Source organism: Microbacterium sp. UCD-TDU (assembly GCF_000340625.1).
In the GTDB taxonomy this organism is placed as follows: domain Bacteria; phylum Actinomycetota; class Actinomycetes; order Actinomycetales; family Microbacteriaceae; genus Microbacterium; species Microbacterium maritypicum.
In genome coordinates, this window is sequence record NZ_KB454446.1 from 1,139,994 (window position 1) to 1,161,376 (window position 21,383).

Consider the following 21,383-nt stretch of genomic DNA (forward strand, 5'->3'; position numbering starts at 1 on the left):
GAGTTCAGCTCTTCGGCAGCTCGGGGGCGGATGCCGCGAGCCAGGCATCGCGCATGAACCGACGCACGTCTTCGTCCACCCGGATATCGCGTGGTCGCAGCGCACGCGACAGATAGAGCCCCTCGAGCGAGGTCAGCCGACTGAGGGCGACATAGGTCTGCCCCGGCGCGAACGCCCCGGAGCCGAGGTCGATGATGGCCCGCTCATAGGTCTTGCCCTGCGACTTGTGGATCGTGACAGCCCAGGCCAGACGCAGCGGGAACTGCGTGAACTCGGCGACGACGTCACGGGTGAGCTTCTTGGTGTTCTGGTCGTACGCGTAGCGGAACCGTTCCCACACGGCGGGCTCGACGTCGACCTCCTCACCGTCGATGTCGACGCGCACGGCGCTGCCGAGGATGCGCACCACCGTTCCGATCGTGCCGTTGACCCAGCGCGGCGGCTCGCCGGACATCGCGGTGTCGTTGCGCAGGAACATGACCTGCGCCCCCACCTTGAGCTTCAGCTCCGACTCGGCCGGGAGCGCGGCCTCGCCCCTGCCGAAGTCTCCGCTCACCTCGGCGCGCGCGGTCTGCTCCTTGCCCGGCAGCGCGGCCAGGTGTCGGCTGTTGATGCTGTTCACGATGTCGTTGCGTGTCGCGAGCGTGATCATCGGGACCTCGCCGGGCTCCGGATCCGGTGGTGTCCGCGCCCCCTGGGCGTTCAGCACGCCCGCGATCTCGGCGGTCACCCGCCCGTAGCGCACGGCGTTCAGCATGGCCTTGAAGCCGTCGTCGGACTGCCGGTGGATCTGCACGAGCTCGCGCACGTGCAGCTCGGCGCGCGTGTCGACGGCGAACAGCCCCTCCTGGTCCGACTCGCCGGTGCCGCCGCCGGTGCCGGCCCACACCTTCGCGTCGAAGAACCAGAACGAGCGGTAGTGGTCCTGCACGTACCGGGCCTCGTCGCCGCGGGGCGGCACGGGCGCCAGCTGGTACGGGTCGCCGAACATGACGACCTGCACGCCGCCGAACGGCTCGCCCCTGCGCCCCCGCGCCTGGCGGAGAGAACGATCGATCGCATCCATCAGATCCGCGTTGACCATCGAGATCTCATCGATCACGAGCGTCTCGATGGCGTTCAGGATGCGACGGGTCGCGTCGTTCTGATCGATGTCGGCGTCCCCGATCAGACCGATCGGCAGGCGGAACAGCGAGTGGATCGTCTGTCCCTCGACGTTGAGCGCCGCGACGCCCGTGGGCGCGCAGATCGCGATCTGCTTCTTCGTGTTCCATGCGAAGTGCTGCAGGAGCGTCGACTTCCCTGTCCCGGCTCGCCCGGTGATGAAGACGTGCTCGCCCGTGTCCTCGATGAGTCGGAACAGCTCTTGCTGCTCCTCGGACAGGGCGGGAAGGGACACGGTTCTCACAGGGGCAGCGGACGGACAGGGCGCTCGTCCATGCTACGTCCCGGCATCCGCTCACGGCCGCCGACGCTCGGCGTCCCCCCAGGACGCCCTCCTAGACTGACGCCATGGACCGGGCACGTGCGAGCGCGCCCCGGCGTGCGCGCCTGGGGGTCGATCTGGCGATGCTCGCCGTCGTCGGCCTGCTGCTCATCGCGGCTCTGGGAGCTGGCGGCGTCACGCTGTACCAGCAGTTCTACGGCCCCTCAGCGTTCGTCGTCCGCTACCTCGACCTGCTCTCCTCCGGTCGTGCCGCCGATGCGCTGCGCGTACCGGGCGTCGCGATCGACCGCGAGACGCTCGACGCCGCCGGCATCGATCCCGGAGCGTCCGAGGCGATGCTCCGCCGCGCCGCACTCGCCCCGCTGACCGACGTGACGATCACCTCGGAGAAGCCGGCAGAGGGCGGCACGGCCGTCACCGTCAGCTACCAGGCGAGCGGACACGCCGGCACCAGCACCTTCCTGGTCGAGCAGGACGGTTGGGCGGGCGTCACCCCCAACTGGCGCTTCACCACCAGCCCCCTGGCCGTCGTGGACCTGACGGTGCGCGGCGCCGACCAGTTCGCGGTGAACGGGTTCGAGGTCGACCGGCGCCAGGTGTCGATCGACGGCATCGATGCGGTCGCGCTCGACCCGCTGCCGCTGCTCGTGTTCACGCCGGGCCTGTACGCGGTGACGGTGGACACCGCGATCTCGACCGCCACGGGCCACGGGGTCCTCGCCGACACGCCTCTGGCCGTCACGCCGCTCGACGTGCAGACAGAGCCGACCGACGAGTTCGTCGACGTGGTTCAGGATAGGGTCGAGGCCTTCCTCACCGAGTGCACGACGCAGGAGGTGCTCCAGCCGACGGCCTGCCCGTTCGGCCTGCGCGTCACGAACCGACTCGCCTCCGCGCCGAAGTGGTCGATCGCGACGCAGCCCCAGGTCACGGTCACCCCCGACGGCGGGCAGTGGCAGATCCCGACGACGGACGCGGTCGCCCACGTCGAGGTCGACATCCGCTCGCTGTTCGACGGAAAGACCCAGCCGCTGTCGGAGGACGTGCCCTTCCAGCTCACCGGGACGATCGCGATCCTGCCCGACGGATCCGCGTCGATCAGGATCGGCTCCCCCGGCGACCCCGCCGTCGACTGACCGGGTCGAGCGTCGGCCTCAGCGGCTTTCGCGCTGGTCGCGCTCCGCGAGGGCGGCGAGCTTGGCGTTGTACTCCTCGAGCTCGGCGTCGCCCGTGCGTTCGGCGTGCCGGTCTGCGCGGCGCTGCAGCTTGGTGTCGCTGCGGCTCCACTGGATCGCGACCGTGATCGCGAGGATCAGCGTCGGGATCTCGCCGATCGACCAGGCGATGCCGCCACCGACGTACTGGTCCTGCAGCGGGTCCACACCCCAGTCGCGGCCCATCGACCCGAACCAGTCGGCGACCATCAGCCCTTCCTGCATCATGATCGCGATGCCGAAGAAGGCGTGCATCGCCATGACGGCGATCAGGGTGATCAGGCGACCGGGGTACGGCAGACGGTACGGCACAGGGTCGGCGCCGATCAGGCTCATCACGAACAGGTAGCCCGAGATCAGGAAGTGGATGACCATCCACTCGTGACCGAGGTGCTCGTACATCGACCAGCGCACCAGGTCGGTGAAGTAGAAGGCCCACAGCGACAGGATGAAGATCGCCGCTGCGACGAACGGATGGGTCACCACGCGGGAGAACGGCGAGTGCACGGCCCACATGATCCACTCGCGACCACCGCGGGTGCCGTCGTCGCGCTTGTGGATCGCGCGCAGAGCGAGCGTGATGGGGGCGCCGGAGACCAGCAGCAGCGGGATGGCCATCGACAGCATCATGTGGCCCATCATGTGGATGCTGAACAGGTACTCCTGGTACGCGTTGAGCGGGCCGCTCGTCACCCAGACGAGCATCAGCATGCCGAGCACCCAGAACACGGTGCGGTGGATCGGCCAGCGATCGCCGCGCAGGCGCAGGCGCCGCACGCCGGCGAGGTACAGGAAGAGGCCGAAGCCTGCGGCGACGAGCCAGAGCACGTCGAAGTCCCAGGCCGTGAACCAGCGCTCGAGCGTCAGCTCCGGAGGCAGCGTCGCGCCGGTGAGGATCTGCGCGGGCGTCTGGGCGAAGGCGGCGACCTCGCCGGTGGGCGGAGGCGTGCGCGCGAGCGCGGCGGCCGCTCCCGAGGCGAGGCCCATCAGCGCGACCTCGCACAGCACGAGGAGCCAGAACCAGCCGGCCGCCCGCTGTCCTGTGAGCCGCGGGATCAGACGTGCGCGATACCAGGCGCCCAGCAGTCCCATGCCTCCCAGCAGCACGACCTTGGCGAGCACGATCCAGCCGTACGGCGTCGCCCACAGGGCGTCCCAGCCTCCGACGGCCACGATCGACCGGGTGACCCCGGAGAAGGCGACCACGGCGAAAGCGGCGATCGCGAGCGACGAGTAGCGTGCGACGAGCCGCGGGGTGTCGATGTCGGCGCGCCCGCGCAGCAGCACCAGCAGCAGCAGCCCACCGAGCCAGACGGCGGCGCCGATGGTGTGCAGCAGGATCGAGTTGACGGCCATGTTGTGCCCGGCGAGGTCGCCGGCATGGCCCTGCGTCGCGAGCGGAAGGAAGGAGACCGCGGCGAGCAGCGCCGTGATGAGGGTCGGCGTCCACGAACGCCACGCGAACGCGAGCACCGTGATGATCGCGCCGAAGATGGTGGTGATGAGCCAGGACTGACCCAGCGGCAGCTCCAGCAGGAAGCGCCCGAGCTGCGTGCCGAACTCGCGCTCGATGCTGAGCTTGGGGTTGAACGCGGCCATGAAGGCGAGGAACCCCGCGAGGCCGGCCGAGACCGTGAACACGGCCGCACCGACCGAGGCGATGTTCAGGGCGGCGTCGAACGATCGCTCCCCCGCGCGCAGGCCGAACAGCGCGAGCACGAGCGCGCCGAGCATGACCGCGCCCGAGACGTTCATGACGAGCTTGGCGACCGGCGTGCCCCAGAGCACGAAGGGGCCGGGGTCCTGCAGCAGCGGCGGCTTGGCGCCTCCGCCGACGAGGAGCGCCAGTACCAGGGCCGCCAGGGCGGCGATGAGGAGGATGATGACGCCGGCGACTCGATACGCCGAGATCCGACTCGTCGACTCGCTGCGGGAACTCACCCCTCCAGCCTAGGCGCGCCCGACGGTGGGAAAGCACGCAGGCCGCCCCCGTCAGAACGGGAGCGGCCTGCGAAGAGGTGCGGTCGAATTACTTGACGGCAGCCTTGAGCTTGGAACCAGCGGTCACCTTGACGCGCTTGCCGGCCGGGATCTTGATCTCGGCGCCGGTCTGCGGGTTGCGGCCCGTGCGAGCAGCGGTGTCGACCTGCTCGAAGGAGATCCAGCCCGGGATGGAGACCTTGCTGCCCTTGGCAACGGCGTCGGAGACCGTGGCGAACAGCGAGTCGAGGACACCGGAGACGGTGGCCTGGCTCTGGCCCGTGGCGCTTGCGATGCTCGCGACGAGCTCGGTCTTGGTGATGGACTTGTCAGCCATGTCATCCTCCAGCGACGAGTTCCCGTCGCATCGTTGTGGGTGTCGGAGCGGATGCTCCTGGTCTAGCGACCGCCTTGAATGTACCAACCACCACCCTCATTTCCGCGTCATTTCGCGGGTTTTGGGCAATTACTGGGCGTGTCGCGTCACTTTTGTCACTCCAGTCACAGATTCGAGGGGCGGATCCGCGCCCCGGAAGCCGGATCGGGGGGGCTCGCGGATGCCCGTGGCGGTGCCGGAGGTCAGGGCAGGTTGCTGAGCAGACGCACCTCGAGCACCGGATGCGCGGCGGTGACCTGCGCCCTGATGCCTTCGCCGACCGAGGCTGAGACCCAGCCGATGATGCCCGTGGTGAACGCCCCCTCCGTGAGGATCGTGCCCTCCCACTCGACGTCGCAGTTCGTCAGCTGCCAGGTGCGGGCCGAGTTCACACCGATGTTCGCATCCTCGGGCAGCACGTCGCCGACCGCCCGGTCATCCGGGATCAGGTAGACGTCGAAGGTCCCGAGAGGGATGCCGACGAACTGCTGCGGCTCGGCCTCGGCGCTGCGTATCGGCGTGCGCCACGCGATGGCACGGGTCTCGGCGTCGACGAGGATCAGCCACATCGGCACAGGGCCAGGCACGTAGTCGGTGTCGCACTGTGCGAGAGCCGTCTCGAGCGGGATCGTGTCGGTGCCGCGCTCCTGCTCGGGGTCGTACAGGCCCACCGTCTCCGGAACACGGTCGTGCGTTCCCGCCCACTCCTGGGCACGCGCACCGAACACGTCGAGGCGCGTCTCGACGCCCGGCTGGGGCTGCGGTTCCGGCTGCGGCTGCGGCTGGACTGCGGGGCACGACTCGGCCGCCGTCGCCGAAGAGGGCGCGACGATCAGGCCCCCGCCGGCCACCGCGACGGCGAGCAGCAGCGCTCCTCCGGCGAGACGACCGCGGCGCCCGCGACCGCCGGCGCGGACTGTCAGCACGAGACCGCCGGCGATGAGCAGCACGGCCAGGGCGAGAAGACCCGCGAGCAGCAGCGGGTCGGCGCCGGACTCGGCGAGAAGGCCGGAGGCGGGGATGCAGTCGTTCATGAGTCCTCTCCACCCCCCGGTTCACAGTGAGGGTATCGGTATCGCGGCGCGCTGCGCATCCCCCGGATGCGCGAAAAGGGCGAGGATCCGAAGATCCTCGCCCTTTTCGACTGTCTGCTGAGACTTACCAGCTCGACTTGGTCACGCCGGGCAGCTCGCCACGGTGTGCCATGTCACGGAAGCGGACACGCGAGATGCCGAACTTCGTGAGGACACCGCGGGGGCGGCCGTCGATGACGTCGCGCGAACGCACGCGAGCCGGCGACGCGTTGCGCGGCAGCTTCTGCAGGCCGACGCGTGCGGCCTCGCGGGCCTCGTCGGTGGCGTTCGGGTCGACCAGGGTCTTCTTCAGCTCGGCGCGACGCTCTGCGTAACGCTCGACGATGACCTTGCGCTGCTCGTTGCGAGCGATCTTGCTCTTCTTAGCCATTGATCAACGCTCCTCTCGGAATTCGACGTGCTGACGGATGACCGGGTCGTACTTCTTGAGCACGAGGCGGTCGGGGGTGTTGCGGCGGTTCTTCTTCGTCACGTACGTGTAACCCGTACCTGCCGTCGAACGCAGCTTGATGATCGGACGTACGTCCTGAGCCTTCTTGGCCATTAGAGCTTCACACCCTTCGCCTGGAGGTCCTTGACGACGTTCTCGATGCCACGGACGTCGATCACCTTGATGCCCTTGGCGGACACGTTGAGCGTGATCTTACGACCGAGCGACGGAACGAAATAGGTCTTCTTCTGCACGTTCGGGTCGAAGCGGCGCTTCGTCCGGCGGTGCGAGTGCGAGACGTTGTGACCGAAGCCGGGAACAGCTCCGGTCACCTGGCACACTGCTGCCATGATGGTGACTCCTTCTATACCGTGAGGCCGGACGGCCTCACCCAAGATCCCTTGTCTGCACGCGACCCCGCCCCGCCGATCGCTCGGCCGCAGAAGGGGAAGCACGCGAACTGCGCACAGGAGTGTGCGCAGACAAAGAGTCAGTTTAGCACGGTGACGATTCAGACTCGAACGGCCTCGATGAGCAGCGCCGCCCCCGGAGCCAGCAGCGGCAGCGGCACACCGATGGTCTCGAAGAAGGCACCGGATGCCTCCACCCCGGCGTCGGTCCACGCGGGGTCGGCGACCTGATGCCGCGCGACCCTCCCGAGGTCCTCCCGCATCCGCAGGCGATAGCGCTGCGCCGCCGACAGTCCGGGGATCCGCGTGCGCGGGGTGAAGCCGTCGACGGATGTGCCGAGCCGCACCCAGGCGAACACCGCCCGCGAGCCGTCGGGCGCGACGACGCCGTGCAGCAGGGTCTCGTCGTCGACGTCGTCACTGCGGACAGTGACGCCCGAGTGCAGCAGCGGGCGCAGCTCGCGATAGAGCGCCGTCCAGCGAGCCAGCGTCGCGCGCTCGGCATCCGTGCAGCGGGTGATGTCCCACTCGATGCCGGCGTGACCGAACAGCGCCGTCGCCATGCGGAAGGGCAGCGACGCCGCCCGATGGGTCGTCTCGGCGATCGGCGGCCCGACGTGCGAGCCCACGAGTTCGGGAGGGATGAGGGTGCCGGTCCACCGCTGGATGCGCTGACGCTCCACGGGGTCGTTCGAATCCGAGGCCCACACGCGCTGGGTGCGCCGCAGGACCCCGAGGTCGACACGGGCACCGCCGCTCGCACAGGACTCGATCTCCAGGGCGGGATGCCTCACACGCAGCGCATCGAGCAGGGCGTAGAACGCGGCGGTCTGGGCGTGCACGGACGCGCGCCCGGTGTGCGGGGAGACGGCGGCGTGCAGGTCGCGGTTGTGGTCCCACTTGATGAAGTCCACGCCGATCTCGGCGACCAGGGCATCGAGGCGCTCGAGGAGGAAGGCCGAGGCATCCGGGTTCGCGAGGTCGAGCACCTTCTGGTGCCGCCAGGTGGGCGAATCGGGCGATGCCTGCAGCACCCACTCCGGATGCTGCGTGGCGAGGTCGGACACCGGGTTCACCATCTCGGGTTCGAACCAGAGGCCGAACTGCATCCCGAGCGAATGCACGTGATCGGCGAGAGGTCGGAGGCCGTCGGGCCACTTGGCGTCGTCGATGAACCAATCGCCGAGTCCCGAGCGATCGTCGGGTCGTCCGCGGAACCACCCGTCGTCGAGCACGAACCGCTCGACGCCGACGGATGCCGCGGCCTCGGCGAGCTCGATGATCTTCGCGGAGTCGTGGTCGAAGTAGACCGCCTCCCACGTGTTGAGCACCAGTGGCCGCGGCGTCGTGGGGTGCGCGGAGAACGAGCGCACCGTCCTGTGCAGACGCGACGACACGGAGTCGAGCCCGCTCCCGCCGTAGGTGAGGAACATCCGCGGCGACACGTAGGTCTCCCCCGCACCCAGTCGGATCTCGCCCGGCAGCAGCAGCTCTCCCCCGCCGAGCACCGCACCGTGCACTCCGGCGCCCTCGGGCAGCCGCTCGACGCCGACCTCGACGTCGCCGCTCCACGCGACGTGTGCCGTCCACAGCTCGCCACGGCGGAAGCCGAATCCGTCGGTGCCGACCGCGGTCAGGTACGGGGCGTCGTGTCCGCCCCGGCCCCGGCGCACCTGGCGCAGATGCGCACCGTGACGCAGGGCGCCCCGCTGCGGGTGGCGCTCTCCCGTCCATCGTCCGGTGTGGTCGAGCACCTCCGTCGCGTGCGCGGGGATCGGCAGCAGGATGCGGGCGGCCAGCAGGTCCAGCGGCTGGCCGCCATCGGCGGCTGTGCTCGTGACCGACAACTGCGCGGTGAGCACGCCATCGGCGTCCAGCTCGAGGTCGAGCACGGCGGTGGCCTGGGCCTCGGCATCCGCGAACTCCGCCCGCAGCGATGTCGCCGAAGCCTCCCACCCGGTCGGCCGCAGCAGCGGGGCGCTGTGCCGCCCGCCCCGATGCCAGGCGAGCGCCGGTGCCCCCGACCACCCGTCGGCTTCGACGGCGAGCAGCGGGAAGGTGCGAGGAGCGTCGAACGAGCTGAACGTCACAGATCCGGTCGACGACGCGGCGAGCGCGTCGAGGTCGACGGGGTCGAGCGCCGCACCCCAGTGCAGCAGCCGCGCTCCGGTCGTGTCGATGACGACGCTGACGCCGCCGGAGGTCAGGTGGACGAGTTCGCTCATTGCCGCTCCAGACGAAAAGGGAGGCCCGCCCGTGAGCATACGGGCGGGCCTCCGAAAAGCCTTACTCCTTGACGGGGATCGACGCCGCCTTGAGCGCGTCGACGGTCGCCGTCTGGCCCTTCTCGATCGCGTCGAGCAGGGTTCCGCTGCCCGAGACCGCGGCCTTGAAGCCGTCCGAGACGTCTGCGTAGGTCTGGGTCATGGTCGGACCCCACGCGAAGTCGGGAGAGACCTGGGTGGCAGCATCGGCGAAGACGTCGTAGATCTTCTGCCCGCCGTAGAACTCCACGCCCTCGCTGAACACCGGCAGCGCGAGTCCCGCCGTCGTGGCGGGATAGAGGTTGGCCGCCTCGGCGAGCGCGGTCAGCGCCTCATCCGACGTGTTGAGCCACAGCGCGAACTTGGTCGCCTCGTAGAGGTGCTCGCTGCCCTTGAGCACGGCGGTCGAGGAACCACCCCAGTTTCCGGCCGCGGATCCGCCGGCCTTCCACTGCGGGAGCGGAGCGACGGCCCAGGAGCCTGCGGTGTCGGGGGCGCCGCTGGAGATCGAGTTGGCACCCCACACCGCGGAGTTCCAGGTCCAGACCTCGCCCGAGTTGTAGGCGTTGTTCCACTCGTCGGTCCAGGCGGGCACCGTCGCGACGAGGTCGTCGTCGAGCATGCTCTGCCAGAAGTCGGCCACGGTGGTCGTGGCGTCGTCGGCGAGCGTGACCGTCCATCCCTCGTCGTCGCTCGAGAACCACTGGGCGCCGTCCTGCCATGCGAATCCGGCGAACTGGTTGATGTCCGACTGCGAGAAGTTGGTGATGTAGCCGCCCAGGTCGCGGATCTTCACGGCCGCCTCACGGTACTCGTCCCAGGTGGTGGGGATCGCGATGCCGTTCTGCTCGAACAGGTCGGCACGGTAGAACAGCGCCATGGGTCCGGTGTCCTGCGGAACGCCGTACACACCGTCGGTGCCGAGGGTCACCTGTCCCCAGGCCCAGTCGACGAACTGGTCCTCGGCGGCGACGACGTCTTCGCAGGCGCTGAGGTCTTCGAGGCCGTCCTGCACGAGGAAGTTCGGCAGGGCGTCGTACTCGATCTGCCCGAGGTCGGGCGCATCGCCCGCCTTGATCTGGTTGAAGAAGTTCTGGTAGGTGCCGCCGTTGCCGTTGGGGCCGGTCTGCACATCGACCTGGATCTCGGGGTTGGCGTCGTTCCAGATCTTCACGACGTCTTCGATGCCGGGGATCCAGGAGGTGAACTCGAGGGTGACGTCACCGTCGGCCGGGGTGCAGGAAGCGGCGGCGTCGCCGCCTCCGGTGCTGTCTCCGCCGCCGGCGGAGCAGCCTGCGAGCGCGAACGCCGAGATGGCGATGACGGCCGCTGCCTTCTTCTTCGAATGCTGCATTTCGATCCTTTCGTGGATGCGATGGGGGTGGTGCAGGGGTGGTGCGTCACACGGGAGGTCCGTGTGACGACCTGCTCACTTCAGGGCGCCGGCGCCCAGTCCGTTGCGCCAGAAGCGCTGGAGCAGGAGGAATGTCACGATCAGCGGGATGACCGACAGCAGGGCGCCGATCAGGACGAGACCGCGGAGTTCGGGGAGCTGGTTCAGCTGGTTGTTCCAGTTGTAGAGACCGAACACGACGGGGAAGAGGTCTTCACTGCGCAGCATGATCATCGGCAGGAAGAAGTTGTTCCAGATGGCCACGAACTGGAAGAGGAACATCGTCACCAGTGCCGGGGTCATCAGACGGATGCTGACGGTGAAGAAGGTGCGGATCTCCCCCGCCCCGTCGAGGCGGCTCGCCTCGAGCAGTTCGTCCGGCACCGAGGAGGCGGCGAAGATGCGCGCGAGGTACACGCCGAACGGGCTCACGATCGAGGGGAGGAAGACCGACCAGAACGTGTTGGTCAGCTGCGCTTGGCTGAAGATCAGGAACAGCGGCAGCGCGAGAGCCGTCGCGGGAACGAGCACTCCTCCCAGCACGATGTCGAACAGCACGTCGCGGCCGGGGAAGCGGTACTTGGCGAGGGCGTACCCGGCCATGGCGGCCAGGAGCGTGGCGATGGCCCCGCCGAGAGCGGCGTAGAGCATCGAGTTGCCCAGCCAGCGCAGGTACACGCCGTCCCGGTAGGTGAACAGCTCCGCGATGTTGTCGAAGAGGTGGAAGTCGGCGAACCACAGCGGCGCGGTGGTGAGGATGTCGCCGGTCTCCTTGCTGGAGGCGACGAGCAGCCACCACAGCGGCAGCAGGAAGTAGACCGTGAACACGGCCATGATCAGCATGGCGCCCGTGCGGGAGATGCCCGATTCCCGAGCGGTGCTGCGGCGCCGGCCGGGCGCGACGATCGACGCGGTGGTCATGCGTTCTGCTCCTTGCGCTGCATGTACTTCATGAACCCGAACGACAGTACGAACGTCGTCACGGCGAGCACGACCGAGAAGGCGGCGGCCAGGTTGGTGTTCGGGATGGATGCGGTGGCGTACACGGTCATGTTCGGGGTGAAGGTGCTGGTCACGGCCGAGCTGAACGACCGGAACACCTGTGGCTCGGCGAGCAGCTGCAACGTGCCGATGATCGAGAAGATCGCGGTCATCACGATCGCGGGCCGAACCAGCGGGATCTTGATCGACCAGGCGATCCGCCATTGGCCTGCGCCGTCGAGGCGGGCCGCTTCGTACAGCTCCTGCGGGATCGACAGCAGTGCCGAGTAGATGATCAGCATGTTGTATCCGACGTAGACCCAGGTCACGACGTTCGCGATCGACCACAGCACCAGATCGGCGCCGAGGAAGTCGATGTTCTTGGTGATGGCGGTGAAGGGCGAGAGGTTGGGCGAGAAGAGCGAGCCCCACATGATCGCGGCGATCACGCCCGGCACCGCGTAGGGCACGAAGAACGCCAGACGGAAGAAGCGCTTCCCGCGCACGAGAGGCGAGTCCAGCAGCAGGGCGAACAGCAGGGCCAGGCCCAGCATGACGGGCACCTGCACGACGCCGAACAGCAGCATGCGCCCCATCGAGCTCCAGAAGGCCTCGTTCTGGAAGACGAGCACGTACTGGGCGAGGCCGCCGAACACCTGCTCGGCCTTGCCGAAGGTGCCGTCGCGCTCGACGACGAGCAGGGACTGCCAGAACGCGTAGGCGATCGGCACGACATAGAAGAGCGCGAAAAGAACGCCGAACGGCACGATCAGGAAGGCGATTGCCCCCTTGTGCGGGACGCGCCGACGGGCTCGCACCGCGGTGGGCGCAGAGACCGCCGAGGCGGTGAGCGTGGTGGTCATACATCCTCCTTGATGATGCGAACCGCTCCGGCCGGCACGATGCCGGTGGCAGGGGCGTCCGTGACGAACTCATGACCGGACGCCGTGACCTCGGCGTCGGTCGACCCGTGGTTGACGACGAACAGGAAGCTGCCGGTGTCGCCGACACGTCGGACGATCTCGACGTCCGGCCCCGCGCCCTGCTCCCGTGCGACCCCGGCTGCGGCGGCGATCCGCGTCATCAGCCCGGCGTAGTCCGCCCGCGAGAGCTGGGTGGAGAGGAACCAGGCCGCGCCGTCGCCGGCCGTCCGCCGCGTGATCGCCGGGCCCCCGGCAGCGGGGCCGTCGACGAACGATGCGATGACCTCGGCATCGGTCGCCGCGAACCGCTCGCTCCAGACGGTGCCCGTCGTGCCGTCGGTGAGGGTGACGACCTCGCCAGGACGCAGCGGAGCGAACTCCTCGGAGCGGATGCCCAGCAGATCGCGGAACGCCCCCGGATACCCGCCGGTGCGCACGCGATCCTCTTCGTCGACGATGCCGCTGAAGAAGGTGATGAGCGCGACGGCACCGCCTTCGACCGCGCGTGCGATGGCCGCGGCATCCGCATCGCTGATGAGGTGCAGGGCCGGCACGATCAGCAGACGGTAGCCCTCGAGGTCGGCGCCGGGGCGCACGACGTCGGTGGTCAGACCCGCGTCCGACAGGGCCGCGTGCGCGGCATGCACCTGCCCGAGGTAGGTCAGCGCCTCGCTCGGACGCCCTTCGTTCTCGGCCGCCCACCAGCTCTCCCACGAGAAGAACAGCGCGGTATCCGCCGCGACCCTGGTGCCGGCGACCTCGCCGAGACGATCGATCAGCGCACCCAGTTCGACCACCTCGCGCCACTGGTCGGAGTCCTCTCCGGCGTGGGGGACGAGAGCGGTGTGGAACTTCTCCGCGCCCTGCGTCGACGCCCGCCATTGGAAGAAGCAGATCCCGTCGGCGCCGCGGGCGAGGTGGGAGGCGATGTTGCGCCGCATCTCCCCCGGCGCCTTGGCGAGGTTGTACGGCTGCCAGTTCACCGCGCCCGTCGAGGTCTCCATCAGCAGCCAGGGCTCGCCCTGCGCGAGGCCGCGCGTGAGGTCGGCAGCGAACGAGAGCTCCCCGCGGGCATCGTCGAGACGGCGATCGAGATAGTGGTCGTTGGCGATCAGATCCATGTCGCCCGCCCAGGTCCAGTAGTCGAGGTTGCGGATGTGCGCGGTGACCATGAAGTTCGTCGTGACCGCAATGCTGCTCCGCTCCCGCAGGATCGCGGCCTCCGCGCGGTACAGCGCGAGCTGCTCGTCGGAGCTGAACCGCTGGAAGTCGAGCATCTGCCCGGGGTTGCGCAGCGACAGGGCCTGAGCGGGCGGACGCACATCCGCGAAGTCGCTGTACCGCTGGCTCCAGAACGTCGTCCCCCATGCGCGGTTCAGCGCGTCGATGTCGTCATAGCGCTCACGCAGCCAGACGCGGAACGCCTCGGCGCTGACGTCGCAGTAGCAGAGGGCGTTGTGACAGCCGAGTTCGTTCGACACGTGCCACAGCGACACCGCGGGGTGATCGCCGTAGCGCTCGACCACGTGCGTCACGACGTCGGCGGCATAGGCGCGAAAGAGCGGAGAGCTCGGGCAGTACCCCTGACGACCGCCCTGCTGGAACACGGTGCCGTCCGCACCCACCGGGAGCATCTCGGGATGGCGGGCGGTGACCCACGGGGCGGGCGAGGCGGTGCCCGTGCCGAGGTTGATGCGGATCCCGCTCGCGTGCAGAAGACCGATGATCTCGTCCAGCGCGCTGAAGTCCCAGACATCAGGGGCCGGGTTGATCGACGACCAGCCGAAGATGTTGATCGCGACGAGGCCGATACCCGCCTGCTTCATGAGGCGCACATCCTCGGGCCACACGCTGCGATCCCACTGCTCGGGGTTGTAGTCGCATCCGAAGACGAGGCCGCGCCCTGCGGAGAGGGCGGCGATGCGGTCGGGCACTGCGGCGGCCATACGGAGACGCTCCTTTGCGAAGATGTGTGCACGTGCACAGAATCGGCCATGAAAGCGCCGATCGGGATTTCTGTGAACGTGCACACATGGTTGCATGTCGCCGTGGAGGTCGTCAAGTCCGGGTCGCTAGGCTGTCGATCATGACCACTTCCGCCCGCCGCCGCAGCACCGTGCACGACGTGGCACGGGTGGCCGGGGTGTCGAGGGGAACCGTGAGCCGCGTGATCAACGGCGGCTATGTGTCCGACACCGCTCGGGCGGCGATCGAAGAGGCGATCCGCGAGGTCGGATACGTGCCGAACACCGCGGCGCAGAACCTGGTGCGCCAGCGCACCCAGGCCATCGCGTTCATCGTGCACGAACCGCACGCGCTGTTCCTGGAAGACCCGAACATCGGCGCCATCATGCTCGGCACCAACGAGACGCTGTCCGAGGCGGACTACCAGATGGTGTGCCTCGTGGTGGACTCGGTGCGCGACACGGAACGCGTCGCCCGCTACCTCAACGGCGGCTTCGTGGACGGTGCCGTGATCGTCTCGGCCCGCGCGCAGGATCCGATCACGAACGCGGTCATGAGACTCGACCTTCCCTTGGCCTATGTGGGCCATCCCCCTGATGTGGATGCGGCCTGGGTCGGCGTCGACAACCGCGGGGCCGCGAACGCCGTGACATCACGCCTGATGGCGACAGGACGCAGGCGCGTCGGCATGATCGCCGCGGCACTCGACCGCGACTCGGGCACCGATCGCCTCGCGGGGTTCACCGACGCACTGGGCCCGGACTTCGACCCGGACCTGGTCGAGGAGGCGCCGCTGTACTCGTACGCCGAGGGAGCTGCGGCGATGACGCGGCTGCTCGCGCGCGCCCCCGACATCGACGGGGTGTTCGGCGCCTCCGACGCGGTCGCCGCCGGAGCGATGCTGGCACTGCGCCAAGCCGGCCGCCGCGTTCCCGAGGATGTGGGCGTCGTGGGATTCGACAACAGCTCCTGGGCGACCAGGACCACCCCGCCGCTGTCGACCGTCGACCAGCCGGCGGAAGGACTGGGTGCAGCCGCAGCGGCCGCCGTGCTCGCCCAGCTGCGCGACGATCAGCGCCCGCGCGCCGGCATCATCCTGCCCACCCCGGTCGTGTGGAGAGACTCCGCCTGAGCGCCTCTCCCCCACCGGAACGGCGACACGGTCGGATCCTCATCGATCCAGAAGCGCCAAGGGAAGGCCGCGGTTCCGGCCACGCCGGCGACTCCGACGCGCGGGCCGCTCACCACGTCGTCCCGCTGCGGGCCCAGCCATAGCTCGGCTCGCATTCCGTGCCGCTCGTCGCCCGTGATGGCATCGATCCCGTCGTGCAGCGGATGACGCAGCCCCACGGCCTGCCCGAGGCGTCCCGGCCCCCGTGCGAGGTCGCGCGACGTCGTGCGCCGAAGCGGAAGGGCGGCACCGCGACGGGTGGCCGCGGCCTCAGCGCCGGCCACGATCTCGCCCGCCCGGAGCAGCACGCCGTCACCCTGACCCTCGGGCCCGCACACGACGTTCACGCACGAGTGGATGCCGTGGCTGAGGTACACGTACAGATGCCCTGGCTCGCCCCACATGGTGGAGTTGCGCGCCGTGCGGCCCATGCGGGCGTGGGAGCCAGGGTCCGGGATTCCGTCCGTGCCCTGCCCGTGATAGGCCTCGACCTCGGTGATACGCAGCCGCACCTCGAGCGCGACGGCATCGGTCGAAGGCGCGACGAACGTGCGCAGCTCTCCCCCCAGCAGGCGCGGCGCGACGTCGACCGCGGAGTCGCTCAGGTCGGCGCGGATGGCACGGCGCAGCGCCTCCTGCGGCCGGTCGGCGCCGCGGGCGACATCGGGATCGCCGGACATCTCAGAATCGCGGGGCCGTCTGGCACCACGAGGCGTCGAAGCCGGTGAGGGCGACGATCTCCTTGCCGGAGGCCAGGTCGATCAGGTGCGTCTCGACGTTCTCCGGCAGCGGCAGCAGCATCCCGTCGTAGGCGTTGTTCGCCAGGTCGGGTGCGACCACCACGGCGGCGTACTGGCCGCTCGGCGACGCGCACGCCTGCAGGATCGAGTCTGTCGAACCGACCTCCACCAGCGGGGTCGCCGCCCCGTCGTCGTCCACCCGCACGACCACCTGTCCGATCGGGAGGCCCTCGTCGTCGCGGGCGACGACGTGGCGCAGCGTGCCGCCGGGGAACGGCGTGATCGAGCTCGCGATCCCGTAGTCGGGATCGGATGCCGCGAGCGGCTGCTCAGAGCCATCCGCCAGGTTGAGCTCGACCACCGCACCGTCGAGCCTCTCGACGATCGCGGTGTAGGTCCCGCGGGAGATCCCCTGGATGGTGGCGGCGAGGCCGAGCGCCTGCACGCCGGCGTCGGTCGAACGGTCGACGAGCGAGAGCGCACCGTCGAAGTCGATGAACAGCACCGCCGCACTGTCGGGCACGAACTGCCAGACGAACACGCTCGCCTCGGCTCCGGCGACCTCGATGATCTGCGGGTCGCCGTCGCCGGTCAGCGACTGGGTCACGAGCACACTCGCACGGCCTTCGGTGTCGCTGAGCTCCTTGTCGGAGTAGCTGTAACCGACGAGGCCCCCTCGCTCGGAGACCTGGATCGCACCCACATAGCCGTCGCCGGGGAGCTTGAGCTCGCGCGGGTTCTTGCCGTCGCGGTCCATCACGAGCAGCCGGGACCCCTCGTCCTCCTCCACGGCCACGACGAGCTTCGTGGAGGTCGCGCGGAAGTCGTTGATCTTGTCGTGCTCGAAGACCGGGACGGCCTTCTCGCCGCTGAGGTCGGTGAGGAAGATCTTGTCTTTGCCCTCGACGTCACGGCGCAGCAGGAAGATGTTCGACGGCGGCGTCGTGAAGCTCGTGGTCAGCGTCGTCTTCGGCCCGCCGCCGGCGCCCACGGCATCGGCCACACGGATCGTGTACTCGGTCGAGTCGTCGAGCGGGACGGTGAATCGCACGCCGACGCCGCGGCCGGAGGCGTCGACCGTGAACGGCACGGCCGGCTCGACCGTGACCTGCGCGGGGTCGATGTCGGCGAGGGCCTGGTTGGCGGTCAGGATGACACGGCTCCCGGACGACTCGATCGCCTGCGCGGCGTTCACCTGTACGTCGCTGATGCGCGGACCCTGCAGAAGACTGGCGATGCCCAACCCGGTTCCGGCGACGACGAGCACACCGAGAACCGCGACGAGCGTGAGGGCGAACCGGCGACGGCTCACGGGCGTGTGCGGAGCCTCCCAGCCCACAGGGGCACGAGGCACGGGCGGCGCAGGGAATTCCTCGGCTGCCTCGGCCTCGGCCGCAGAGATCGGGTCGGCAGCGGTCGGGGCGGCACCGACCGGGGCGGCACCGACGAACACGGGCTCCGTCGCGAGCGGGACGGGCGGAAGCGCGGTCGCCTCCGCATCCTCGCGCGCCGCGGCCTCGAAGGCGGCCATCTTGCGGGCGGCGGCCTCCTGCTCGGCGACCTCGCGGTCACCCGCCTCACGCACGGCGGCCTCACGGGCGGCGGCCTCACGCACGGCGGCCTCACGCACGGCGGCCTCACGGGCGGCGGCATCCTCTGCACCGGCGGCGGACTGTGCAGCGCGCTGCGTGCCCTGGTCGACGGGAGGGGCGACGTGATCGGCGGACGCGACCGCGCGGTCGATCCGCTCGGCCTCCGCCGCCTCGGCGGCTTCCCTCGCTGCACGCATCTCCGCACGGGTGCGCGGGACGGCGGGCACCTCTGGGCGCTCGTCGTCAGTACTCATACGGGTCTCCCGGCTCGTCGATCGCGACGACATCGGTCGGTTCGATGTGCAGCTTGCCGTCGGCATCCGCTCGCACGGTTCCGGTGATCTCGACCCATTGGCCGGTCGCGTACTCGTCGGCCTTCACATCCGCCGGCAGGACGGCGGTCTGGGCGTCGATGACGCAGTGGGTGATGACCAGACGGGTCAGATTCACACCGTCACCCGATTCGCCGGGCGTCACGAATCCTCTGAGCGTGACCGCTGCACCGTCGTAGGCGGCCGTGTTGGTCGCCGCCGAGAAGACGCTGGCCCAGTCGCCGACGCCGAAGGTCGAGGTGTCGGCCACGCCGAGCGCGACCGTGTCAGCGCCCACGAACAACGCGCTCTGCTCCCCCGCGCGCGACATGGCGAGCTCGACCGACAGCGAGGCCGGCGGCAGGATGAGACCGGCGACGACGACGCCCGAGGCGATGACGCCCCCGGTGACGGCCGCGACGGCACCGAGCGTGCGGCGGGAGGAAGCAGGGACCTCGCGCCCCTCCGTGCCCTCCACCGCTGCGGCGGCATGCCCATGCCCGTGTTCGTGGCCGTGGTCGCCCTCCTCGCCGAGCGGGAGGGTGCACGACCAGATCGCTCCGGCCAGGGTGACGACGGCGGCGGCGCAGGCGAACCACACCGACTCGGGGCTGATGTAGAGGTTGAGGCGTCCGGTGAGACCGAGGCCGAGCGTGACCACCGAGATCACGGCGGCGAGTCCCACCCCCAGCCAGCGGGTGCCGAGTGCGCGTGCGCGCGTTGCCGTCTGCTCAGACAAGGACGTTCACCCCGATCCCGATCGCGAAGGCCGCAGCCACGACGATGCCGACGATGCCGACCAGCGTGCGAGCGGTGAACGTCGTGCGCATGAGCGCGAGCATCTTGATGTCGACGAGCGGACCGACCAGCAGGAAGGCGACGATGGCGCCGGAGGAGAACGTGGAGGCGAACGACAGCGCGAAGAACGCATCGACGTTCGAGCAGATGGCCACGGTCATCGCGAGTGCCATCATCGCGACGATCGACAGCACCGGGTTCGATCCGATCGCGAGCAGCCACTCTCGCGGGATCAGCACCTGCACGGCTCCGGCGAGCGCGGAGCCGATCACGAGGGCGGGCATCACGGCACGCAGCTCGATGAGGAACTGCGTGAGGCTGCGGCGAACGGGCGTTCCCGGTTCGTGGGTGACGCGATCGCAGGTGTCGACGAAGCGCTGCGTGAGCATGCCGTCGGGATCGGGGTGCCGGCTGTAGATCCACCCGATCAGGTTGGCGATGAGGTAGCCGCCGACGAGGCGGGCGACGAGGATGCCGCCGTCCCAGCCGAAGGCCGCGTGCGTGGTGAGGATCACGATCGGGTTCACGATCGGCGCCGCGATGAGGAACGTCATCGCCTCGGCCGGGGCGAGCCCTCGCATCATGAGTCCGCGGGCGAAGGGCACGTTGCCGCACTCGCACACCGGGATCAGCATGCCCAGCAGCGACAGCACGGCGCGACGGGCCCAGGCACGCTTCGGGAGCCACCGGTGGATCACATCGGCCGGAAGCCACACCTGCACCACGATCGACAGCAGCACGCCGAGGACGACGAACGGCAGGGCCTCGATGAGCACGCTCAGCGCGAGGGTGAGCCCGTCCTGCGCCCTGGTGGGCAGCGAGGCGGGGAACAGCGTCGGCAGGAAGGCGTCGATCAGGAACAGTGCGGCGATGATCGCGGCGCCGAGGCCGACACCGATCCAGGCCGATCGCGGCGAGGGTGCCGGGCGATGGGAGTGGCCGTGACGGGTCGCCGTTGCTGCAGAGGAGCTCACGCGGACGCGGCCCTCTCGGCGTCGCGCTTGTTCGCGCAGGGAGTGCACAGACCGAAGATGTCGACCACGTGGGCGGCCTCGGTGAAGCCGTGCAGCGCCGCCGTGCGGTGCGCCCACTGCTCGACGTCCTTCGCCTCGATCTCGACGGTCAGACCGCAGGATCGGCAGATGAGGTGGTGGTGGTGGCCCTGCGTGGTGCAGGCGCGGTACAGCGCCTCGCCCTCGGGGCTCTGCAGCGAGTCGGCGTCGCCCGAGGCGGCGAGACCGGCCAGCGCACGGTACACGGTGGCCAGACCGATGCCGGTGTTGTCCTCGCGCAGCGAGGCGTGCAGGCCCTGCGCGCTCACGAATCCGCGGGCGTCGGCGAGTGCTTCGCGCACGCGTTCGCGCTGCCAGGTGTTCCGCTGAGCCATAGGAAGAGTCTAGGCCGCGGGGGTTGGGGAGGGCTGGGAGCGGATCTCAGACCCGCACACGGCGCACCCGGGCGCGCGAGCGCTGCACGATCCAGCAGACGACGTAGATCGTGAACGACAGCGTGGTGATGTAGGGGCTCACCGGCAGCGTTCCGGCGAGGGCGAGCAGGATCCCGCCGACCGCCGAGACGAACCCGAACAGCGCGGCCAGCAGCGGCACAGCGATCGGACCGGCGGTGACGCGCATCGCGGCGGCCGCGGGGGTGACCAGCAGCGCCATCACCAGGAGCGCGCCGATGATGTGCACGCTGACGGCGACGATCAGGCCGAGCAGCACCATGAACAGCAGACTGACGGCACGGGTCGGCACCCCGCGGGCGGCGGCCGATTCCGGGTCGAGCGAGTCGAATCGCAGCGGATTCCACATCACCAGCAGCCCGATCAGCACGACCATGCTGATGCCGATCAGCCAGCCCAGGTCGGGGCTGGAGACCGAGACGATCTGGCCGGTGAGCAGGCTGAAGCGGTTGGCGCTGCGGCCGTCGTAGAGCGAGAGGAACAGGATGCCGAGGCCGAGGCCGAACGGCATGAGCACGCCGACGATCGAGTTGCGATCCCTGGCCTTGGCTCCGAGGACGCCGATCAGGATGGCGGCGACGAGGGCTCCGCCGAGGGAGCCGGCAACGACGCTGCCGCCGAAGAGGAGGGCTGCGGCGGCTCCGGCGAAGGACAGCTCGCTCACTCCGTGCACCGCGAACGCGAGGTCGCGCTGCATCACGAAGACGCCGATGAGTCCGCCGACGATGCCCAGCACCGCGCCCGCGATGATCGAGTTCGCGAGCAGGGCGACGAGCTCGCCGTAGTCCTGGAAGGAGAAGACGTCGCTCCAGTCCACCAGAGGCACCAT

The 21,383-nt window shown here is 69.5% G+C and carries 20 protein-coding genes; 2 read left to right on the plus strand and 18 right to left on the minus strand.

What is annotated here, in order from left to right; all coding sequences use genetic code 11:
- Nucleotides 1-4: 4 nt before the first annotated feature.
- On the minus strand, nt 5-1,399 hold the full coding sequence (locus D514_RS28380) for an ATP-dependent RecD-like DNA helicase (protein ID WP_017829730.1): 1,395 nt from the start codon (nt 1,397-1,399) through the stop codon (nt 5-7).
- 113 nt (nt 1,400-1,512) lie between these two features.
- On the opposite strand from D514_RS28380, the gene D514_RS28385 reads away from it, so the two are divergent.
- Nucleotides 1,513-2,583, plus strand: coding sequence for a hypothetical protein (locus D514_RS28385; protein WP_017829731.1), 1,071 nt, complete (start codon nt 1,513-1,515; stop codon nt 2,581-2,583).
- 18 nt (nt 2,584-2,601) lie between these two features.
- On the opposite strand, the gene D514_RS28390 is transcribed toward D514_RS28385, so the two are convergent.
- From D514_RS28390 to D514_RS28440, 11 genes are all read right to left on the minus strand, one after another.
- Nucleotides 2,602-4,602, minus strand: coding sequence for a cytochrome c oxidase assembly protein (locus D514_RS28390; RefSeq protein ID WP_017829732.1), 2,001 nt, complete (start codon nt 4,600-4,602; stop codon nt 2,602-2,604).
- A gap of 88 nt (nt 4,603-4,690) precedes the next feature.
- The gene (locus tag D514_RS28395) at nt 4,691-4,978 is read right to left on the minus strand and encodes an HU family DNA-binding protein (protein WP_017203554.1); all 288 of its coding nucleotides are present in this window, start codon (nt 4,976-4,978) and stop codon (nt 4,691-4,693) included.
- Nucleotides 4,979-5,220: 242 nt separating this feature from the next.
- Nucleotides 5,221-6,051 carry a hypothetical protein gene (locus tag D514_RS28400; protein ID WP_017829733.1) on the minus strand — a complete coding sequence of 277 codons (831 nt, stop codon included), beginning with the start codon at nt 6,049-6,051 and terminating at the stop codon, nt 5,221-5,223.
- Between the two features lie 124 nt (nt 6,052-6,175).
- Complete coding sequence (rpsN, locus tag D514_RS28405) at nt 6,176-6,481, minus strand: 30S ribosomal protein S14 (protein ID WP_017829734.1); 306 nt, start codon at nt 6,479-6,481, stop codon at nt 6,176-6,178.
- 3 nt (nt 6,482-6,484) lie between these two features.
- Nucleotides 6,485-6,655 carry a 50S ribosomal protein L33 gene (gene rpmG / locus D514_RS28410; protein WP_017203558.1) on the minus strand — a complete coding sequence of 57 codons (171 nt, stop codon included), beginning with the start codon at nt 6,653-6,655 and terminating at the stop codon, nt 6,485-6,487.
- Complete coding sequence (rpmB, locus tag D514_RS28415; protein WP_017203559.1) at nt 6,655-6,891, minus strand: 50S ribosomal protein L28; 237 nt, start codon at nt 6,889-6,891, stop codon at nt 6,655-6,657. The genes rpmG and rpmB overlap by 1 nt, the downstream gene beginning before the upstream one ends.
- Before the next feature lie 161 nt (nt 6,892-7,052).
- Nucleotides 7,053-9,176, minus strand: a complete 2,124-nt coding sequence (locus D514_RS28420) for an alpha-galactosidase (protein WP_017829735.1) — start codon at nt 9,174-9,176, stop codon at nt 7,053-7,055.
- 61 nt (nt 9,177-9,237) lie between these two features.
- On the minus strand, nt 9,238-10,569 hold the full coding sequence (locus D514_RS28425) for an ABC transporter substrate-binding protein (protein WP_017829736.1): 1,332 nt from the start codon (nt 10,567-10,569) through the stop codon (nt 9,238-9,240).
- Nucleotides 10,570-10,644: 75 nt separating this feature from the next.
- Nucleotides 10,645-11,529 (minus strand): carbohydrate ABC transporter permease, encoded by an 885-nt coding sequence (locus D514_RS28430; RefSeq protein WP_017829737.1) that lies wholly within the window; start codon nt 11,527-11,529, stop codon nt 10,645-10,647.
- Entirely contained in the window at nt 11,526-12,452 is a 927-nt protein-coding gene (locus D514_RS28435) for a carbohydrate ABC transporter permease (RefSeq protein ID WP_017829738.1), read from the minus strand. Before D514_RS28435 ends, D514_RS28430 begins: the two co-directional genes overlap by 4 nt.
- Nucleotides 12,449-14,458 (minus strand): beta-galactosidase, encoded by a 2,010-nt coding sequence (locus tag D514_RS28440; protein ID WP_017829739.1) that lies wholly within the window; start codon nt 14,456-14,458, stop codon nt 12,449-12,451. Before D514_RS28440 ends, D514_RS28435 begins: the two co-directional genes overlap by 4 nt.
- A gap of 140 nt (nt 14,459-14,598) precedes the next feature.
- Here D514_RS28440 and D514_RS28445 point away from each other — a divergent pair, with 140 nt between their 5' ends.
- Nucleotides 14,599-15,609, plus strand: coding sequence for a LacI family DNA-binding transcriptional regulator (locus D514_RS28445; RefSeq protein ID WP_017829740.1), 1,011 nt, complete (start codon nt 14,599-14,601; stop codon nt 15,607-15,609).
- On the opposite strand, the gene D514_RS28450 is transcribed toward D514_RS28445, so the two are convergent.
- Genes D514_RS28450 through D514_RS28475 form a run of 6 tightly spaced genes read right to left on the minus strand, consistent with a single transcriptional unit; the run spans nt 15,549 to nt 21,383 of the window.
- Nucleotides 15,549-16,328, minus strand: a complete 780-nt coding sequence (locus D514_RS28450; protein ID WP_017829741.1) for a DNA-3-methyladenine glycosylase — start codon at nt 16,326-16,328, stop codon at nt 15,549-15,551. The genes D514_RS28445 and D514_RS28450 overlap by 61 nt on opposite strands.
- Nucleotide 16,329: 1 nt before the next feature.
- Nucleotides 16,330-18,234: a hypothetical protein gene (locus tag D514_RS28455; protein ID WP_236610928.1), complete on the minus strand. Its 1,905-nt coding sequence runs from the start codon at nt 18,232-18,234 to the stop codon at nt 16,330-16,332.
- Nucleotides 18,224-19,030 carry a TIGR03943 family protein gene (locus D514_RS28460; protein ID WP_017829743.1) on the minus strand — a complete coding sequence of 269 codons (807 nt, stop codon included), beginning with the start codon at nt 19,028-19,030 and terminating at the stop codon, nt 18,224-18,226. The genes D514_RS28455 and D514_RS28460 overlap by 11 nt, the downstream gene beginning before the upstream one ends.
- The gene (locus D514_RS28465) at nt 19,023-20,063 is read right to left on the minus strand and encodes a permease (protein WP_017829744.1); all 1,041 of its coding nucleotides are present in this window, start codon (nt 20,061-20,063) and stop codon (nt 19,023-19,025) included. The genes D514_RS28460 and D514_RS28465 overlap by 8 nt, the downstream gene beginning before the upstream one ends.
- Nucleotides 20,060-20,476, minus strand: a complete 417-nt coding sequence (locus D514_RS28470) for a Fur family transcriptional regulator (protein WP_017829745.1) — start codon at nt 20,474-20,476, stop codon at nt 20,060-20,062. The genes D514_RS28465 and D514_RS28470 overlap by 4 nt, the downstream gene beginning before the upstream one ends.
- A 46-nt stretch (nt 20,477-20,522) precedes the next feature.
- The gene (locus D514_RS28475; protein WP_036323247.1) at nt 20,523-21,383 is read right to left on the minus strand and encodes a metal ABC transporter permease; all 861 of its coding nucleotides are present in this window, start codon (nt 21,381-21,383) and stop codon (nt 20,523-20,525) included.

What these genes read in the sequence shown, in the direction of transcription:
- D514_RS28440 (WP_017829739.1), bottom strand. Translation starts at nt 14,458, where the DNA reads ATGGCCGCCGCAGTGCCCGACCGCATCGCCGCCCTCTCCGCAGGGCGC.
- D514_RS28400 (WP_017829733.1), bottom strand. Translation starts at nt 6,051, where the DNA reads ATGAACGACTGCATCCCCGCCTCCGGCCTTCTCGCCGAGTCCGGCGCC.
- D514_RS28470 (WP_017829745.1), bottom strand. Translation starts at nt 20,476, where the DNA reads ATGGCTCAGCGGAACACCTGGCAGCGCGAACGCGTGCGCGAAGCACTC.
- rpmG (WP_017203558.1), bottom strand. Translation starts at nt 6,655, where the DNA reads ATGGCCAAGAAGGCTCAGGACGTACGTCCGATCATCAAGCTGCGTTCG.
- D514_RS28425 (WP_017829736.1), bottom strand. Translation starts at nt 10,569, where the DNA reads ATGCAGCATTCGAAGAAGAAGGCAGCGGCCGTCATCGCCATCTCGGCG.
- rpmB (WP_017203559.1), bottom strand. Translation starts at nt 6,891, where the DNA reads ATGGCAGCAGTGTGCCAGGTGACCGGAGCTGTTCCCGGCTTCGGTCAC.
- D514_RS28450 (WP_017829741.1), bottom strand. Translation starts at nt 16,328, where the DNA reads ATGTCCGGCGATCCCGATGTCGCCCGCGGCGCCGACCGGCCGCAGGAG.
- D514_RS28430 (WP_017829737.1), bottom strand. Translation starts at nt 11,529, where the DNA reads ATGACCACCGCGTCGATCGTCGCGCCCGGCCGGCGCCGCAGCACCGCT.
- D514_RS28455 (WP_236610928.1), bottom strand. Translation starts at nt 18,234, where the DNA reads ATGAGTACTGACGACGAGCGCCCAGAGGTGCCCGCCGTCCCGCGCACC.
- D514_RS28475 (WP_036323247.1), bottom strand. Translation starts at nt 21,383, where the DNA reads ATGGTGCCTCTGGTGGACTGGAGCGACGTCTTCTCCTTCCAGGACTAC.
- D514_RS28420 (WP_017829735.1), bottom strand. Translation starts at nt 9,176, where the DNA reads ATGAGCGAACTCGTCCACCTGACCTCCGGCGGCGTCAGCGTCGTCATC.
- D514_RS28395 (WP_017203554.1), bottom strand. Translation starts at nt 4,978, where the DNA reads ATGGCTGACAAGTCCATCACCAAGACCGAGCTCGTCGCGAGCATCGCA.
- D514_RS28385 (WP_017829731.1), top strand. Translation starts at nt 1,513, where the DNA reads ATGGACCGGGCACGTGCGAGCGCGCCCCGGCGTGCGCGCCTGGGGGTC.
- rpsN (WP_017829734.1), bottom strand. Translation starts at nt 6,481, where the DNA reads ATGGCTAAGAAGAGCAAGATCGCTCGCAACGAGCAGCGCAAGGTCATC.
- D514_RS28435 (WP_017829738.1), bottom strand. Translation starts at nt 12,452, where the DNA reads ATGACCACCACGCTCACCGCCTCGGCGGTCTCTGCGCCCACCGCGGTG.
- D514_RS28445 (WP_017829740.1), top strand. Translation starts at nt 14,599, where the DNA reads ATGACCACTTCCGCCCGCCGCCGCAGCACCGTGCACGACGTGGCACGG.